Origin of the sequence: Streptomyces sp. NPDC127595, assembly GCF_042671685.1 — a bacterium.
Classification (GTDB): Bacteria; Actinomycetota; Actinomycetes; order Streptomycetales; family Streptomycetaceae; genus Streptomyces.
On the sequence record NZ_JBHXWK010000013.1, the window covers coordinates 1 to 16,407 of the forward strand.

Below are 16,407 nucleotides of genomic sequence, written 5' to 3' on the forward strand. Positions count from 1 at the left end.
ACGTCGAGGGCGCCCCGGAAGACTCGGGCGCCCTCGACGTCGTACCGGCACGTGGGCCCGGTCATGCCCGCCGGCGCACCAGGCGGAGTAGCTCTGTGGTGCGACTCCTGCGGGCCCAGGCGATCAGCGCGAGCGGCAGGATCAGGATGAGCGGCGTCGCGACGTACGGCCCGTGCAGGACGGTGACGTTCACGATGAAGGCACCGACCATCAGCGCGCTGAGCGACACCGCGGCCACCGAGGACAGCAGCGGGATCAACAACGCGATACCTCCGGCGAGTTCGAGGGCGCCGATGATGTACATCCCCGTGCTGCCCCATCCGAGCTTGTCGAAGCCCTCGGCCGCGGAGGGGTGTGCGATCAGCTTGGGCAGGGCGCTCGCGAAGGCGTAGAAGAGGCCGAGCGTGATCTGCAGGGCGCCGAGGGAGATCCGGGCGCCCCGGCTGCGCGGGGCTCCGGCGGCGGTGGCGGCAGGGGCGCGGGTGACGGAGGTGACGGGGATGGCGGGGATGGTGGTCTCGGACATCGGGGTCTCCTGTGTGAAGCGGTAGCCGTTGTTTTCACAGAGGTAGACCGGGTGGGCGCCCGGAACTCATCGGGGTGGGAGGGGATTTGAGTTCCCGATCTGATTCGCCCCCGCGGCCCCTGCCCGTCCCGTACCTGGGGGCTCCGCCCCAGCCCCCCGTTCCGCCCGAGGTGCTCGTCCTCAAACGCCGGACGGGCTGAAGATCCCTGCCCCAGCCGGACAGCTCAGCCCTTCACCACCCTCACCCACACCTCGTCCTCCGTCAGATACCTGTCCACCCTCAACCCGGCCTCCCCCAGCACCTCCTCGAACTGCTCCTTCGTCAACGGCCGGGCCAGGAACGTCTGGGTCCAGGTGGCGTCCGGGAACAGGTACTCCACGTGTACCGAGTCGACCCCGTCGCCGACCGGCTCCGCCGACACGATCCGTATGGTGAAGCCGGTGGGGTCGACCCGCTCGCGAGGCACGTCCGTGTGGGAGTCCGCCGCCTCGCGCTGGATCAACACGCAGCCGCCGTCCGCGACATGGCGGGCGCACGCGTTCAGCAATCCGCGCCGCACCTCGACGTCGCCGCTGTGCACGAGGAACGACGCGAGCATCACCACGTCGAAGGTCTCGCCCAGGTCCAGGCCCTCGATCGGGCCGCATATCGTACGTGCCCCTCGGACGCGCTCCAGCATCTCGGCCGACTCGTCCACGGCCGTGACCGTGAAGCCGCGCTCCAGGAGCGGATGGGTCATCCGCCCCACCCCGCTGCCCAGTTCCAGAATGTGTGCGCCGGCAGGCACCGCCGCGCTGATGATGTCCGGTTCGTCTCCGACGGTCAGCCGCGAATAGAGCTCGACCGCGCAGCCGTCCGGAGTGATCGCACCGGGTCCGGTCCCCTCGTAACCTTCACGCATCTCAATCCTCATACCCCTCCAACGGGCGCCCCTCGCCGGCCCGTTCCCACCCCCACCACTCGTTCGAGTGAACCGTTCGAAGCCCGCCAGTCCGGATCACAACGGTCAAGGCACAACGGCCAAAGGACAACGGTCAAAGCGCAACGGCCACAGCACAGCGGCCGGAGGACAGCAACCGGCTCACACCGCCGGATCGAACCAGCCGACGCGCACCCGGATCGCACCCGTCCCGATCACAGCGCGAACCAGCCATGCCCCCCGTACCAGTGCCGACCCGCCCGCAGATGGTCCCCCACCGCCCGCTCGACGCTGTTGCGCCGCGGCAGCTCCGCCACCGGCAGCTCCGGATCCCCGAAGACGAAGCCGACGGGCACCCCGTCGTCCGGGGTCGTCTCCTCGTAGGCGACCTCGAACCGGTCCTGGAAGCGGACGATGTTGGAGGCCGCCGGCAGATACCGCTTGAGCTGCGGATCGAGCAGCCACGAGTGGCAGACGGCGACGTCGTAGCGCTCGTCGGGAAAGTGCAGCGCGAAGAACTCCCTTGCCAGGGCGAGCGAACGCTCACAGGCGGCAGGAGACAAAGGGCCGTGGAAGTCGGTGATGTGCAGGTTCAGGCAGGGGTCGCCCGGCCCGGATCCGGGGTGACCCGCCGCCGCGACGGCTCGTCCCATCCGCTGCCCCAGCCGCGTCCGCTGGAACTGCAGACGCCCGAGCTGGAACAGCTCACCGTGGAAGTGCAGGGAGATCCACCACGGGAACAGCAGCCCAGGCGTACCGAGCCGCCTGTGGTGCACGGCCACATGCCGTCCGAGGTCGGCGAGCGTGCGCCGGGACACCTCGTCCGGGATACCGCGCGACCGGTGATAGGCGCGCACGAACGGGAGCGCCGCGATGAACACATACACGTGAAAGCAGCGCCCAAGAGCCCCCGTCGACGCCGGGAACGGCGGCGGCTCCCACCCCTTGCCGATCTCCCCCATGTCCCGTACGAAGCGGCGGACGCACCGCGCGAGGAGCGTCATCGCCTCCGCGTCCGCCACCAACCGGGCGCGCAGCGCGACGAGTTCGTTGATGTGCTCATGGGCCACGGTCAGGTCGAGCAGGACGTCCACCAGCTCGTCGGCTTCCGGGAGCAGCGCCCCCCGCGCCACTCCCCGCGGCGCGCTCTCGCTCTCCAGGTCCCTCAGCCAGTCGGCGAGCCTCGCGTCAGCCCGCAGCGCCTCCAGCAACACCGTCGCCCCCACTTCGTCCGACCGTTGTCCCATGGTGAACGTGCACCACGAAGAGTACGTTTTCTCGGTAGGAGTGGTGATCGGGATGCGTACAGGCAGTGAACCGACGACAGCGCGCAGTGCTCTGCGGATGCGTTTCTGGCTGAGCGCCTGGGGCCTGATCTGGGCGACCGCCGGGACGGCCGGGTTCGCTCTGGCCGGGCGGCCCGGATGGGCTGCCGCGTGCGGTGTGCTGTGGCTGGTCGTCACCGCCGACATGGTCGTGATCCTGCGGCACATCCGCCAGGGCCCGCACTTCCAGCCGGGCCGCGACATCCCGCCGTACCTCCCGCCGGATCACCGCCACCCCTGACCGGATCACCGCGACCCTTGACCGGATCGCCGCCACTCTTGACCGGATCGCCGCCACCCTTGACCGGATCAACAGCCACGACAGCCGTACGAGGGGCTTGGCCTACGAGTCGAAGCGCGCTGCTTCCAGATACTGCGGGTTCGGATCGAGCGCCGCCGCCAGCCTGAAGTGCCGCTTCGCCTGCTCGGGGCGGAGCAGCCGCTCATAGGTGCGGGCGAGCGCGAAGTGCGCGAACGCGTTGTCCGGCTCGCGCTCCAGGACGATCGTGAACTCCAGCTCGGCGGGGCGCAGTTGCGCGGCGGCGAAGAAGGCACGCGCGCGCAGCAGCCGTGCGGCCGTGTTCTCCGGATGCGCGGCGATGACGGAGTCGAGCAACTTCACCGCGCCCCGCGGGTCGCGGGCGGCGAGCAGTTGCTCGGCGGCACGGAAGTCGATGACATGCGTCTCCGGAGTACGTCCGGTCGATCCGCTGGTCTCGGGCACGGCTGATTCCTTCCCTCGCTGAAGGGGTTCAACGCCCCGACCGGCGACCCGTATTCCATGGTCGTCGCCACGGGGGTTCCCTCACAATCGGCGCAGAGCACCAGCCGGAGACGTCACGCACCGCTCATCGTCCGTGGTCAGAAGCCGTGACACGTCCTCGCCCGCACGCGGCACCCCATCCGCCGCCACCGCAGGGCGCCCGCATCCGCCGTCACCCAGCTCCCACGCCGTCCGGTCGCCGACCACCCACCACCCACCCACTGCCGGCCATCAACCGTCAGTCATCGACCGTCACAGCGCGAGCCCCCCAAGCACCAACCTCAGCACGATCACCGCCCCGCCCGCCACCACGAAGGCCCAGTCCACTCCGGCCCGCTCGCTTCCGAGCAGCACCGTCTCCCGCGGGTCGTCCATGTCGTACGCGATCCGTATGTGACCGCCTTCGGGCAGCGGCCGACGCCGGCTGCGCGGCACCGGCGAGACGACCTCGACGACGCGTCCGTCCGCCGTCTCGAACTGCAGCAACGGCCGCTCCAGCCCCGGCTGCGGAGGTTTGACCAACGCCACGGTCACCTGCCCCGCCGCGCTGATGCGTCGCGTCTGCCGCAGTCCGTAGGCTCCCGCCAGCAGCGCCACCAGGCCGCCCAGAGCTGTCAGAGCAGCGAGTACGACCACTGCCTCCCCCTCTCAGGTCGCCCTGGACGCCCGCTCCGCGAGGTCCGCCCATACCTCCCGTACGCGGCGCTCCAGGTCCTGGAGGGGTACGTCGTTGTCGATGACGACGTCCGCGATCTCCAGGCGCTTGTCGCGGGTGGCCTGGGCGGCCATGCGCGCGCGGGCGTCCGCCTCGGGCATGCCGCGCAGCCGTATGAGGCGGTCGAGCTGGGTGCTGGGACTGGCGTCGACGACGATCACGAGGTCGTACAGGGCCGCGAGGCCGTTCTCCGCGAGCAGGGGCACGTCGTGCACGACGACGGCGTCCTCGGAGGCGGCGGTCTCCAGGTCTCGGGAGCGGGCGCCCACCAGGGGGTGCACGATCGAGTTGAGGACGGCGAGCTTCTCCGGGTCGGCGAAGACGATCGAGCCCAGCTTGGGGCGGTCCAGGCTGCCGTCGGGAGCGAGCACGTCCTCTCCGAAGGCTTCGACGACCGCCGCGAGCCCGGGAGTTCCGGGCTCGACGACCTCACGCGCGATCCTGTCCGCGTCGATCAGCACCGCGCCCTGCTCGACGAGGAGCCGCGACACCTCGCTCTTGCCGGCGCCGATTCCACCGGTCAGGCCCACCTTCAGCATGACCAGAAGCTTAGGCCCCGCCTCTGACAGTCGCCCGCGAGCCCCCGGGCGGGGCTCAGCCCTCGCCCTCCCGCTCCGCGAGGAACCGCTCGAACTCCAGCCCGATCTCGTCCGCCGAGGGGATGTCCACCGGCTCGGCGAGCATGTTGCCGCGCGTCTCGGCGCCCGCGGCGGCGTCGTACTGGTGCTCAAGGCCCTGGACAAGAGCGACGAGCTCCTCGTCGCCTTCCTGGATCTGCCGGTCGATCTCGGTCTGTGTGCGGTGCGCCTCGGTGCGCAGGGCGTGCGCGATCGTGGGGAGCACCAGGCCGGTCGCGGCGGTGATCGACTCCAGGACGGTCAGCGCTGCGTCGGGGTACGGAGAGCGGGCGATGTAGTGCGGCACATGCGCGCCGACCCCGAGGATGTCGTGCCCGGCCTCCATGAGCCGGAACTCGACGAGTGCCTCGGCGCTTCCGGGTACCTGCGCCTCGTCGAAGGGGCTGCGGTGGCCGGGTACCAGGTCGGTGCGGTTGCCGTGCGGGGTGAGGCCCACCGGACGCGTGTGCGGAACCCCCATGGGGATGCCGTGGAAGTTCACCGAAAGGCGGACGCCGAGGCGCTCCACGATCTGCTGGACGGCAGCGGCGAAGCGCTCCCACTCGACATCCGGCTCGGGGCCGGAGAGGAGCAGGAAGGGCGCGCCGGTGGCGTCCTGTACGAGCCGTACATCAAGGGTCGGCTCTTCGTAGTCGGTCCAGCGGTCGCGCTTGAACGTCAGCAGCGGACGCCGGGCCCGGTAGTCAACGAGCCGGTCGTGGTCGAAGCGGGCCACGACTTGGTGGGGCAGCGTGTCGAGCAGCCGGTCGACGATCTGGTCGCCGGTTTCGCCCGCGTCGATGTATCCGTCGAAGTGGTAGAGCATGACCAGTCCTGCCGACTCCTGGGCGAGCGCCATGTCGACAACAGCCAAGCCCTTCGGCTCCCATGCGTACAAACCCTGCGGATCAAGCACTGTGACCGCTCCTCCTTGTGTTCGTACTGCACAACGTGGTGTGGGGCGCGGGCATTCCCCACCGGCGCTCCCCACGGGAAACCTCTTACCCACTTCTCAGCCTCCGGGAGAGGCCCCGAAAACCTCCACGAGAGGCCCCGAGACGGCTGCGGGAGTCGTCACGCGGACAGCACGCGCGCGTGGAGCGCGGTGACCGCCTTGCGGGCGGAGGTGAAGGCGCCATGCTGCCAGGCATCGGTGTAGCTGAGCCAGTCGCCCGCGAAGTAGACGCGTCCGGTGGGCTCGTTCAGGGGCTTGTAGCGGGCGTCGTCGGGACCGCCGGGGGTGCTGTGCCAGGCGGCCTCCAGGTGGGGCGTCTGGCGCCAGTGGTGGGAGAAGGAGGACGCGAGTTCGGTGCGGTACTTCTCGCCGTAGATCTTCACGCCCGCGGCCACCGCCCGTGTCTCCCGCTCCTTGGGCGTGAGCTTCGCGTACGCGTCGGCGTCGCCTCCGTAGTTGTAGTAGCCGATCATCACGCCGCGCTCGCCGTGGAAGCCGTACGAGGGATGCCAGATGTGGGTGACGTCCTGGTCGGTCTCGGTGATGCCGCCGTAGATCTTGTGATCAAGCTCCCACCAGCGTGAACGGTACTCAAGGCCGATCTTGGCCGCCGACGAGGGAGTGATCGCCTCCAGAGCCGTCTGCACACCGGAGCCGAGGTTGTGCGGGATCTTGGCGAGGATGTTGGGCGGCAGGGCGCCGATGCAGTAGTCGGCGTCGAGGGACTTGATGCGGCCGCCCTGGGTGTAGGTGACCGTGACGCCGCTCCCCTTGTCGGTGATTTTCGAGACGGCCGCCCCGGTACGGATGCGCTGGGCCCCGATCGCCTTCGTGAGCGCGCGCGGTATCTGGTCCATGCCGCCCACCGGCTGGAACATCAGCATCGCCTGGTCGAAGCCGAACTCGAAGGAGAAGTAGCGGCCCACCCCGGTGGCGAAGATCTCGGAGGCGGAGGGTACATCGCCGAGGAGCACGCCGGGGGTTCCGGCGGCGGCCGGGACCGTGGTGTAGCCGCGGCGCTCACCGCCCTCGTACGTCAGCTTGTCGCCCAACTCCCCGAAGTCCTTGAGGAACTCGACGAGCCGCTCCTGGTCGGTGGCGGTGAGCTCCTTGTCGAGGGCGCCCTTGTCGGTGGCCTTGGCGAGCAACTCGGAGACATAGCCGTAGACATCGGCCTTCGCGGTCCGGTACCGCATCGGCTTGGTCATGCCGCTCGACTCGTTGTAGATGTACGCGTCGGCGTTCGTGTTGGTGAACACCTCGATGGGGACGCCGAGTTCGCGGCAGTAGTCGAGGGTGACCATCCACTGCGGGAGCCGGGCGGGGCCGGCGTTCATGTAATGGCCCTCGGTGAAGCGGGCCTTCTGGGTGTTGCCGTAGAGGTCGGTGGTCGAGTCGCCCCCGCGGACGGTGAAGTTACGGCCGCCGGTGCGGTCCCTGGCCTCCAGGACCGTACAGTCGTAGCCGGCTTTCCCCAGTTCGTACGCTGCGGCGAGTCCGGCGATACCGCCGCCGACGATGACGACCTTGGCGGCGCCGCGCCCGGTAAGGGTGAAGTCGCTCGACTTCAGGGCGCGGAAGGGCTGTTCACGCTGTGCGGCCTGCGCGGTGGGCGCGAGGCCGAGGGCGCCCATGGTGGCGAACATGGCGCCCGCACCGCCGGTGAGACCCACGTTGCGCAGGAACGAACGACGGCTCGCGCCCGGTCCACTCTGAAGCTCTGTCATGGCTTCGGCTCCTCTGTCGATCTTGATCGATCTGTCGAGGAAGCCTCCCAACACCCCGTTACGACCCGTCCGTTACTCGTGTATCCCTCACGTTTCTGCAATCTCAGCAGTACGGCGGACACCCGCTCGGACGCCGGAAACGCACTGCGGGCCCGCACCCAGAAGGGTGCGGGCCCGCAGACGACTACCGGCTAAAAGCCGACCCGAGCGATCAGCTCTGGCCTCCGGCCAGCTTCTCGCGGAGGGCCGCCAGAGCCTCGTCCGACGCCAAGGCGCCGGAGGTGTCGTCCGACTCCGAGGAGTACGAACCACCCGAGACACCGGCCGCGGCAGGACCGGCGACGGGGGCGGCAGCGCCCTCGGCCTCGGCCTGCGCGTCCGCCTCGCGGGACTTGATGACCTGCGCCTGGTGCTGCTCGAAGCGCTGCTGCGCCTCGGCGTACTGGGTCTCCCACACCTCGCGCTGAGCCTCGAAGCCCTCGAGCCAGTCGTTGGTCTCGGGGTCGAAGCCCTCGGGGTAGATGTAGTTGCCCTGGTCGTCGTACGACGCGGCCATGCCGTACAGCGTCGGGTCGAAGTCGACCGAAGCCGGGTCGGCACCGAAGGCCTCGTTGGCCTGCTTCAGCGAGAGGCTGATGCGACGGCGCTCGAGGTCGATGTCGATGACCTTGACGAAGATCTCGTCGTTGACCTGGACAACCTGCTCCGGGATCTCCACGTGGCGCTCGGCCAGCTCGGAGATGTGGACCAGACCCTCGATGCCCTCGTCCACGCGGACGAACGCACCGAACGGAACGAGCTTCGTGACCTTGCCCGGGACGACCTGACCGATCTGGTGCGTACGGGCGAACTGCTGCCACGGGTCTTCCTGCGTCGCCTTGAGCGACAGGGAGACACGCTCGCGGTCCATGTCGACGTCGAGAACCTCGACGGTGACTTCCTGGCCGACCTCGACAACCTCGGAGGGGTGGTCGATGTGCTTCCAGGAAAGCTCGGAGACGTGAACCAGACCGTCGACGCCACCCAGGTCCACGAACGCACCGAAGTTGACGATCGAGGAGACGACGCCGGAGCGGACCTGACCCTTCTGCAGGGTCGTGAGGAACGTCTGGCGGACCTCGGACTGGGTCTGCTCGAGCCAGGCACGGCGGGACAGGACCACGTTGTTGCGGTTCTTGTCCAGCTCGATGATCTTGGCCTCGAGCTCCTTGCCCACGTACGGCTGAAGGTCGCGAACGCGGCGCATCTCGACGAGGGAGGCCGGCAGGAAGCCACGGAGGCCGATGTCGAGGATGAGACCACCCTTGACCACCTCGATGACGGTGCCGGTGACGATGCCGTCCTCTTCCTTGATCTTCTCGATGGTGCCCCAGGCGCGCTCGTACTGGGCGCGCTTCTTCGAGAGGATCAGGCGGCCTTCTTTGTCCTCCTTCTGGAGAACAAGGGCTTCGATCTCGTCGCCGACCTTGACGACCTCGTTCGGGTCGACGTCGTGCTTGATCGAGAGCTCGCGGCTCGGGATGACACCTTCGGTCTTGTAACCGATATCGAGGAGAACCTCGTCCCGGTCAACCTTGACGATGACGCCATCGACGATGTCGCCATCGTTGAAGTACTTGATCGTCTCGTCGATCGCGGCGAGGAATGCTTCCTCGTCACCGATGTCGTTGACCGCAACCTGCGGAGTGGTGGCGGTGGTCTCGGTGCTGCTCGTCATGTGGGTAAGGGCTCCGGTACGGACAGTGAGTCGTAGGTACTGCTTACGCCGGGAGCCCGTTTCGCTCTGCAGAAGGCCGGACAGCCAAGGAAGCGCCGAATCCGGATGGTGTTTGTGAAAACACCGCCGGTGGCGCCTCGACAACCGAGGGGTCATACATACAGATGCGAGCGCGACCTGCTACGTCTGAGGTGCGCAGGCCCGCAGCGCAACTTGTAGCATACGGGGGCAGCCGGACAGGGTCAATGCGCGAAGGCGCACACCCGGGGCGGAACGCCGCATACCCGGCACAAGACCTGTCACACGAGGCCACGCGGGCCGTAGTTGGCCCCTGCCGTGACGTTCCCGAGACCGTTCGGGACGGAAGAGCCCGAAGACTAATACGAGGGAGCCGATCATCCAAGAGCCCGAACCGTTCGAGCCCGAAGCCACCCGACGCGACGCGGACGGCACGGAGAGTTCCCGCGCCAATCGCGGCTGGTGGGACCGGAACGCGGACGACTACCAGACCGAGCACGGCACCTTCCTCGGGGACGACCGCTTCGTGTGGTGCCCCGAGGGGCTCGACGAGGTGGAGGCCGAACTGCTCGGCCCGCCCGAGGATCTCAAGGGCAAGGACATCCTGGAGATCGGCGCCGGCGCCGCCCAGTGCTCGCGCTGGCTGGCCGGGCAGGGCGCGCGTCCGGTGGCCCTGGACCTCTCCCACCGCCAGCTCCAGCACGCCCTGCGCATCGGCGGCACCGTGCCCCTGGTGGAGGCGGACGCGTGCGCCCTGCCGTTCGCGGACGGCTCCTTCGACCTGGCCTGCTCGGCGTACGGCGCACTGCCGTTCGTCGCCGAACCGGTCCGCGTCCTGCGCGAGGTGCACCGGGTGCTGCGCCCCGGCGGCCGTTTCGTCTTCTCGGTGACGCACCCGGTGCGCTGGGCCTTCCCGGACGAGCCTGGCCCGGACGGACTGTCGGTCGCCTCCTCCTACTTCGACCGCACTCCGTACGTGGAGCAGGACGAGGAGGGCAACGCGGTGTACGTCGAGCACCACAGGACGATCGGCGACCGCGTCCGCGACGTCGTGGGCGGCGGCTTCCGCCTCCTGGACGTCGTGGAGCCGGAGTGGCCCGCCTGGAACACCCAGGAGTGGGGCGGCTGGTCTCCGCTGCGCGGGAACCTGATCCCGGGCACGGCGATCTTCGTGTGCGTACGAGACTGAGCGGGTGATCCGCTACGACGCTCTGGACCCGCTGCCCGTACGCGGCGCGCTGCCCGGCCTGAACGACTCCCTGGAGGCGCACGGCACGGCGGTCCTCGTCGCGCCGCCCGGCACCGGCAAGACGACCCTCGTGCCGCTGGCCCTCGCCGGGCTGCTGGACGAGGGCCCGGCCCGCCGGGTCGTCGTCGCCGAGCCGCGCCGTATCGCCGCCCGGGCGGCCGCGCGGCGGATGGCCTGGCTGCTAGGGGAGAAGGTCGGCGAGAGCGTCGGCTTCACCGTGCGCGGTGAGCGGGTGGTGGGTCCACGCGGGCGCGTGGAGGTCGTCACGACCGGTGTGCTGCTGCAACGCCTCCAGCGGGACCAGGAGTTGGCGGGCGTCGACGTGGTCGTGCTCGACGAGTGCCATGAACGGCATCTGGACGCCGACACGGTGGCCGCCTTCCTGGTGGACGTACGGGCCGCGCTCCGCCCGGAGTTGCGGCTGGTGGCCGCGTCCGCGACCACCGATGCCGGGGGCTGGGCCCGGCTCCTTGGCGGAGCGCCGGTGGTCGAGGCGCAGGGGATCTCGTATCCGGTCGAGGTGGTGTGGGCGCCGCCCGCGCGCCCTGTGCGGCCACCCCATGGGATGCGTGTGGACCCGGTGCTGCTCACCCATGTGGCGTCGGTGGTGCGCCGGGCCCTGGCCGAGCACGAGGGGGACGTGCTGTGCTTCCTGCCCGGGGTCGGCGAGATCGCGCGCGTCGCCGGGCAGTTGGGGGATCTCGGCGCTGTCGAGGTACTCCAGGTGCACGGCCGGGCGCCGGCCGCCGTGCAGGACGCGGTGCTGTCGGGCGGGGCGGGGCGCCGGGTGGTCCTGGCCACCGCCGTCGCCGAGTCCTCGCTGACGGTTCCCGGGGTGCGGGTGGTCGTCGACTCCGGGCTCGCGCGGGAGCCGCGGGTGGACCACGCGCGCGGCCTGAGCGCGCTGGCGACCGTACGGGCCTCGCAGGCGGCCGGACGGCAGCGGGCGGGGCGGGCCGGGCGTGAGGCACCGGGGCGGGTGTACCGCTGCTGGTCCGAGGCGGAGGACGCGCGTCTCACCCGCTTTCCCGCGCCGGAGATCAAGGTGGCCGACCTGACGGCGTTCGCCCTCCAGGCGGCCTGCTGGGGCGATCCGGACGCGACGGGGCTCGCGCTCCTGGACCCGCCGCCGGGCGGCGCGATGGCCGCGGCGCGGGCGGTGCTGACGGCCGTGGGCGCCGTCGACGCCGCGGGGCGGGCGACCGAGCGGGGTGTGCGGATGTCCCGGCTCGGGTTGCACCCGCGACTGGCCCGGGCCCTGCTCGACGCGGCACCCGAGGTCGGCGCCGACCGGGCCGCCGAAGTGGTCGCCCTGCTGAGCGAGGAACCGCCCCGGGAGTACGGCGCCGATCTGGCGGCGGCCTGGCGGACGGCCCGGCGCGGGGGCGATGCCTACGCGGCCCGCTGGCGCACGGAGTCCCGCCGGCTGCGCACATCCTCCCCCTCATCCGCCCCCGGCTCCCGCTCCGAGGCGGGGGACGACAGGGTGGCCGGACTCGTCGCCGCCCTGGCGTTCCCCGAGCGGGTCGCGCGGGCTCAGGGCGGCTCCTACCTGATGGTGTCCGGGACGCGGGCCGAGGTCGGGGACGGTTCGGGGTTGCGCGGGGCGTCCTGGCTCGCCGTGGCTGTCGCGGACCGCCCCGTCGGCGCCGGGCACGCGCGCGTGCGGCTCGCGGCGGTCATCGACGAGGAGACGGCGATGCGGGCGGCGGTGAGCCTGCGCTCCGAGGGCGACGAGGTCCACTGGGCCGACGGTGACGTCGTCGCGCGGCGGGTCGACCGGCTCGGGGCCGTGGAGTTGACGGTGCGGCCGCTCAAGAAGGCCGACAGCGGACTCGTACGGAATGCGCTGCTGGAAGGGTTGCGGGAAGACGGGCTCGGGCTGTTGCGGTGGTCGCCTGACGCCGAGGTGCTGCGGCGGCGGCTCGCGTTTCTGTATCTGCACCTGGGCGCCCCGTGGCCCGACGTGTCCGACGACGCGCTCCACGCGCGCGTGGACGAGTGGCTGGAGCCGGAGCTGAGCCGCGCCCGGCGACGAGCCGATCTGGCGCGCATCGACGCCGGGCAGGCCCTCCACCGCCTGCTGCCCTGGGCTACGGGCGAGGCGGCCCGCCTCGACGAACTCGCCCCCGAGCGGTTCGAGGTACCCAGTGGGTCCAGGATCCGGATCGACTACGCCGACCCCGAACAGCCGGTCCTCGCCGTCAAGTTGCAGGAGATGTTCGGCCTCCAGAAGTCCCCGTCAGTCGCCGGGGTGCCCGTGCTCGTACATCTGCTCTCGCCCGCGGGGCGGCCCGCCGCCGTCACCGCCGACCTGGCCTCCTTCTGGAAAGAGGGCTACAAGGCCGTACGGGCCGAACTGCGCGGGCGCTATCCCAAGCATCCGTGGCCCGAGGACCCGGCGACCGCCGAGCCGACGCGGTACACGAACGCGCGGCTCAGGCGCTGACCGGTTCCGGTTCCGCGGCGTCCGTGGGCGCGGGATCGCCCGGGCGGCGGCTGCGGGCCTCCAGGTAGAGGGAGAGCGACAGGAGTCCGGCGCCCAGGATGAGGAAGCCCCAGGGGAGGTACGTCGTCATCAGCACGACCAACGTGCGGTTCGACTTGACCAGGTCGACGGTGTACTGGGTGTAGTCCTCGCGCATTTTCACGTGCCCGGAGAAGGCGGTCACCTTGTCGCGGTCCCCCAGGAGGGTGCCGCCGCGCAGCTCCTCCTGGTGGATCTCCTCGCCGTAGACGGGCGCTCCGGTGACCGGCTCCACCCAGAACTTGCGGACCGTGGTGTACCAGCGGGTGGTGCCCGTCTCGGCGAGCGACTCCGGGGTGATGCCGTCGACGGGCAGGACGTTCGGGAACGCGACCTTGGTCCAGGGGATGGTCTGCTCGAAGTAGTAGACGTCTACGCCCCGGAAGTCGCGGGTGCCCTCGTAGTGGATGGGGGCGGAGGTGCGGGTCTGCGCGTCGAAGTACTCGTAGTCCCTCTTCTCCGTCATGAAGGGCCACTTGAACTCGATGCCCTCCCGGGTGACGGGCTCGCCGTCGACGGACTCGCCGGTGGCGTGGACGGGCTCCTGGGTGTGTGCGTCGAAGATGTAGCGCTCGGGGAGCTTGGAGACCATCTCCCCGTCGGGGCCCTCTACATAGGAGAGGGAGTCCCAGACGACGACATCCCGGCCGGCGGTCTTCTCGATCTTCTCCGAGGCTTCGACGTTGCCCTTGAGGGTCTGCACGATGGTGACCTTGGGGACCTTCTTGGCCGTCATGGTGCCGTAGTCGAGGAGGGTGGCGTCCTTCGCCTCAAGGACCATGTCCTGGTACTGGCCGGCGGGGACCTTGGCCAGGCGCGGGAAGGCGTACCAGCGCAGCAAAGGGGACAGCGCCGCGAAGAACACGGCGAAGGCGAGCAGGATGAGGCTGACCTTGCGGCGCATTTCGGCGTCCTCCCTGTGCGTTATGGGTGCCTGGGCGTTATGGGTGCTCGGGCACGGTGGTGAGCAGCGGCTTCGGCGAGGTCTTGCCGGCCGGTGAGCCCATGGCCGTGATGGTGAACACCAGGGCGAGCGCGACGGCTAGACCGATCGCGGCGGCGATGAGGGCACGCATGCGGGGCCTCCCCGAGGCCGGGAGCTGGAGCTGGAGCTGGAGCTGGAACCAGAGATGATGCATCGTCAGGTCCGGCACCGTAGCAACGGCGGGGTGAGATGAGAACACGTTGCACACAGACAGACGAGGGCGCCCCTCCGCCGGAAGCGGAGGGGCGCCCTGACCGTGCGGGTGAGGACTACGCCGTGGCAGTCGGCTCCGGCTCGGGCTCCGGCTCCGTCGTGGCCGCGGCGGCCACCGTCAGCTCGACGGTCAGCGTCGCGCCGCCCGTGGTGGTGATGCGGAGCAGGAAGGTGCCGGTGGTGTCGTCGGCGTACAGCTTCGGGAGTGTCAGTACTCCGTCGGCGTCCGTGGTGAGGTCCGTGAGGGTGCGTACGGTGTTGCCGTCCGCGTCCTTGAAGTACGGGCCCTTGTCGTTCTCGGTCGCGTCGTCCGTCGACTTGATGAGCGTGGCGGTGGCGGCGACCTTGTCCGCGACGGCGCCGTTGTAGGTGGCCTTCACCCCGACCTGGTCCGCGAACTCGCCGCCCGGCACGCAGGTCAGTGCGGTGTCGGTGGTGCGGACGAGGGTGTCGGCCTGGCGTGCGGTGACGCTCGCCGTGTAGTCGAGGCCGGTCAGCGTGCGGCCCACGACGGTGGTCCGGACGATGAAGTCGCCGGTCTGCTCGCCCGCGACCAGTGCGGGCGCGGTGGCCGTGCCCGTGCTGTCGGTGACGACCGTGGCGACGGTCTCGCCGCCGGTGAAGGTGGCGTCGGTGGTACCGACGATCGTGAACCGCACGCGGACCTTGGCGACCGTCTTGCCCGCCGAGGTCTCGGTCCGCACCGCGACCTGCTCACCGAACGTGTCGCCGGCCGCCGCGCTGAGCGTCCCGGTGCCCGCGTCCTCCAGGTGGTCCACGGTCTCGGTGGGCGTGGGCGGAACGGGTGGCGTGGTGGGCGGCGGCGTGCTCGGCGGGGTGGAGGGAGGCGGGGTCTGGGTGGGAGGGGCCGGCGGGGTACTCGGGGGCGTGCTCGGCGGGGTCGGGCTCGGGCTCGGCGAGACGACGGCCCCGTCGGAGTCGTCGCTGCGGTTCGCCGGCAGCGTGCCCGTGCCGTCCGGTACCTCGTGGGTGCCCTTGCGGTAGTACTCCAGCCACGACAGGACCGTGTTGAGGTACTCGGTCGAGTTGTTGTAGCTGAGGATCGCGCTGTCGAGGTCTGACTGGTCGGACAGGTCCCAGCTGAACCGGCACAGGTAGTTGCCCGCCGCGAGCGCGGCGTCGTAGATGTTGTTGGGGTCCTTCTTGCCGTCGCCGTTGCCGTCCTCGCCCGCCCACTCCCAGGTGGACGGGATGAACTGCATCGGGCCGACCGCGCGGTCGTACGTGCTGTCGCCGTCGTACGCGCCGTTGTCGGTGTCGCTGATGTTCGCGAAGCCGTTGCCGTCGAGGACCGGGCCGAGGATCGGCGTGATCGTGGTGCCGTCGGCGGTGACGTTACCGCCGCGGGCCTGGCCCGACTCGACCTTGCCGATGGCGGCGAGGAGTTCCCAGGGCAGGTTGCAGCCCGGCTTGGACGCGCTCAGTGAGGCCGCGGCCTGCTTGTAGGCGTCGAGAACGGTCGCGGGTATACCGGCCTCGGCCTCACCGCTGACGGCGGGCGTGCCGATGGTCGGCGTCGGGCTGGGCGTGTTCAGCGGCGGAAGGTCCGTGTAGTACGGCGAGTTACCGGTCGCGCTGCCGTCGGGCGTGGACTCGGCGTCGGCGCCGGTGGTCTGTCTGCCCTGGTCGTCGGTGGCCACTCCCGGGGCCTGGGAGGCGGACAGAGCCGCGACAGCGACCGCGGCCACAGCCGTCGTCATCGCTCCCTTGCGCAGCCTCGTACCGAAATGCGCCACCATTGAGTGAGTCCCTCCCGTGGACGACCACTTACGCGCCTTTTGCCGCGCAGTTTGTTCCCGTGCGCGCGCTTCTGGTGCGTTTTCTTCCGTCTTCTCTACTGTGTTGTCTGCCGAGTTCTCTGCTGAGATCTCTGCTGTTTTCTGTCCTGCTGTTTTCTGTCCTGGAGTTCGATCGTGTTCCCCGCCACGGCGACCCAGGCGACCCTACGACAACTCCTGTCGCCCGGGCACCCGTTCGTGCCCGATTTTCACCAGTTGGCCACGTCTGGTTGTGCGGTAGGCAGCTCACCGTGTGCTCTGCCGGAGAGTTCTCACGCGTCCCTCATAATGGGCGTTCGCCGGGCACCGGGGATCGCCGCGACCGGCGTACCCGGCCAACGTAAGCCACAG

15 protein-coding genes are annotated in these 16,407 nt (G+C 70.1%); 3 read left to right on the forward strand and 12 right to left on the reverse strand.

The features are described from left to right. Positions 1-61: 61 nt before the first annotated feature. The 3 genes from ACFVKT_RS32760 to ACFVKT_RS32770 all read right to left on the reverse strand — a co-directional run bounded on the left by ACFVKT_RS32760 (position 62) and on the right by ACFVKT_RS32770 (position 2,693). Complete coding sequence (locus tag ACFVKT_RS32760) at positions 62-526, reverse strand: DoxX family protein (RefSeq protein WP_385738307.1); 465 nt, start codon at positions 524-526, stop codon at positions 62-64. A gap of 224 nt (positions 527-750) precedes the next feature. Then, a complete protein-coding gene (locus tag ACFVKT_RS32765) occupies positions 751-1,440 on the reverse strand; it encodes a class I SAM-dependent methyltransferase (protein WP_385738308.1) in 690 nt (229 codons plus the stop codon). A 221-nt stretch (positions 1,441-1,661) separates the two neighbouring features. Further along, positions 1,662-2,693, reverse strand: coding sequence for an acyltransferase domain-containing protein (locus tag ACFVKT_RS32770; RefSeq protein ID WP_385738310.1), 1,032 nt, complete (start codon positions 2,691-2,693; stop codon positions 1,662-1,664). A gap of 52 nt (positions 2,694-2,745) precedes the next feature. Between ACFVKT_RS32770 and ACFVKT_RS32775 the strand changes: the two genes are divergently transcribed. Beyond that, positions 2,746-3,012, forward strand: a complete 267-nt coding sequence (locus ACFVKT_RS32775; RefSeq protein ID WP_385738312.1) for a DUF6343 family protein — start codon at positions 2,746-2,748, stop codon at positions 3,010-3,012. A gap of 102 nt (positions 3,013-3,114) precedes the next feature. Here ACFVKT_RS32775 and ACFVKT_RS32780 read toward each other — a convergent pair whose 3' ends face one another. The 6 genes from ACFVKT_RS32780 to rpsA all read right to left on the reverse strand — a co-directional run bounded on the left by ACFVKT_RS32780 (position 3,115) and on the right by rpsA (position 9,265). Beyond that, the gene (locus tag ACFVKT_RS32780) at positions 3,115-3,495 is read right to left on the reverse strand and encodes a tetratricopeptide repeat protein (protein ID WP_385738314.1); all 381 of its coding nucleotides are present in this window, start codon (positions 3,493-3,495) and stop codon (positions 3,115-3,117) included. 291 nt (positions 3,496-3,786) lie between these two features. Then, on the reverse strand, positions 3,787-4,170 hold the full coding sequence (locus ACFVKT_RS32785; protein ID WP_385738316.1) for a DUF3592 domain-containing protein: 384 nt from the start codon (positions 4,168-4,170) through the stop codon (positions 3,787-3,789). A gap of 12 nt (positions 4,171-4,182) precedes the next feature. Next, positions 4,183-4,788, reverse strand: coding sequence for a dephospho-CoA kinase (gene coaE, locus ACFVKT_RS32790; RefSeq protein WP_385738318.1), 606 nt, complete (start codon positions 4,786-4,788; stop codon positions 4,183-4,185). Between the two features lie 55 nt (positions 4,789-4,843). Then, positions 4,844-5,782, reverse strand: a complete 939-nt coding sequence (locus ACFVKT_RS32795) for a PAC2 family protein (RefSeq protein ID WP_385738320.1) — start codon at positions 5,780-5,782, stop codon at positions 4,844-4,846. 158 nt (positions 5,783-5,940) lie between these two features. Continuing rightward, complete coding sequence (locus tag ACFVKT_RS32800; protein ID WP_385738322.1) at positions 5,941-7,548, reverse strand: flavin monoamine oxidase family protein; 1,608 nt, start codon at positions 7,546-7,548, stop codon at positions 5,941-5,943. Between the two features lie 211 nt (positions 7,549-7,759). After that, positions 7,760-9,265 carry a 30S ribosomal protein S1 gene (rpsA, locus tag ACFVKT_RS32805; RefSeq protein WP_385738324.1) on the reverse strand — a complete coding sequence of 502 codons (1,506 nt, stop codon included), beginning with the start codon at positions 9,263-9,265 and terminating at the stop codon, positions 7,760-7,762. Between the two features lie 394 nt (positions 9,266-9,659). Between rpsA and ACFVKT_RS32810 the strand changes: the two genes are divergently transcribed. Both ACFVKT_RS32810 and hrpB read left to right on the forward strand, forming a co-directional pair. Then, positions 9,660-10,472, forward strand: coding sequence for a class I SAM-dependent methyltransferase (locus tag ACFVKT_RS32810; RefSeq protein ID WP_385738719.1), 813 nt, complete (start codon positions 9,660-9,662; stop codon positions 10,470-10,472). A 4-nt stretch (positions 10,473-10,476) separates the two neighbouring features. Then, positions 10,477-12,981 carry an ATP-dependent helicase HrpB gene (gene hrpB, locus ACFVKT_RS32815; RefSeq protein ID WP_385738326.1) on the forward strand — a complete coding sequence of 835 codons (2,505 nt, stop codon included), beginning with the start codon at positions 10,477-10,479 and terminating at the stop codon, positions 12,979-12,981. Here hrpB and ACFVKT_RS32820 read toward each other — a convergent pair. From ACFVKT_RS32820 to ACFVKT_RS32830, 3 genes are all read right to left on the reverse strand, one after another. After that, a complete protein-coding gene (locus tag ACFVKT_RS32820; RefSeq protein WP_385738327.1) occupies positions 12,971-13,963 on the reverse strand; it encodes a DUF3068 domain-containing protein in 993 nt (330 codons plus the stop codon). The two genes, hrpB and ACFVKT_RS32820, sit on opposite strands and share 11 nt — an antisense overlap. 37 nt (positions 13,964-14,000) lie before the next feature. Then, positions 14,001-14,135 (reverse strand): SPW_0924 family protein, encoded by a 135-nt coding sequence (locus ACFVKT_RS32825; protein WP_385738721.1) that lies wholly within the window; start codon positions 14,133-14,135, stop codon positions 14,001-14,003. A gap of 178 nt (positions 14,136-14,313) precedes the next feature. After that, positions 14,314-16,017, reverse strand: coding sequence for a lytic murein transglycosylase (locus tag ACFVKT_RS32830; RefSeq protein ID WP_385738329.1), 1,704 nt, complete (start codon positions 16,015-16,017; stop codon positions 14,314-14,316). Positions 16,018-16,407 lie beyond the last annotated feature (390 nt).

Coding starts and splice junctions, on each gene's coding strand:
- ACFVKT_RS32820 (WP_385738327.1), bottom strand. CDS start 13,963: ATGCGCCGCAAGGTCAGCCTCATCCTGCTCGCCTTCGCCGTGTTCTTC.
- ACFVKT_RS32760 (WP_385738307.1), bottom strand. CDS start 526: ATGTCCGAGACCACCATCCCCGCCATCCCCGTCACCTCCGTCACCCGC.
- ACFVKT_RS32830 (WP_385738329.1), bottom strand. CDS start 16,017: ATGGTGGCGCATTTCGGTACGAGGCTGCGCAAGGGAGCGATGACGACG.
- coaE (WP_385738318.1), bottom strand. CDS start 4,788: ATGCTGAAGGTGGGCCTGACCGGTGGAATCGGCGCCGGCAAGAGCGAG.
- ACFVKT_RS32825 (WP_385738721.1), bottom strand. CDS start 14,135: ATGCGTGCCCTCATCGCCGCCGCGATCGGTCTAGCCGTCGCGCTCGCC.
- rpsA (WP_385738324.1), bottom strand. CDS start 9,265: ATGACGAGCAGCACCGAGACCACCGCCACCACTCCGCAGGTTGCGGTC.
- ACFVKT_RS32775 (WP_385738312.1), top strand. CDS start 2,746: ATGCGTACAGGCAGTGAACCGACGACAGCGCGCAGTGCTCTGCGGATG.
- ACFVKT_RS32765 (WP_385738308.1), bottom strand. CDS start 1,440: ATGAGGATTGAGATGCGTGAAGGTTACGAGGGGACCGGACCCGGTGCG.
- ACFVKT_RS32800 (WP_385738322.1), bottom strand. CDS start 7,548: ATGACAGAGCTTCAGAGTGGACCGGGCGCGAGCCGTCGTTCGTTCCTG.
- ACFVKT_RS32770 (WP_385738310.1), bottom strand. CDS start 2,693: ATGGGACAACGGTCGGACGAAGTGGGGGCGACGGTGTTGCTGGAGGCG.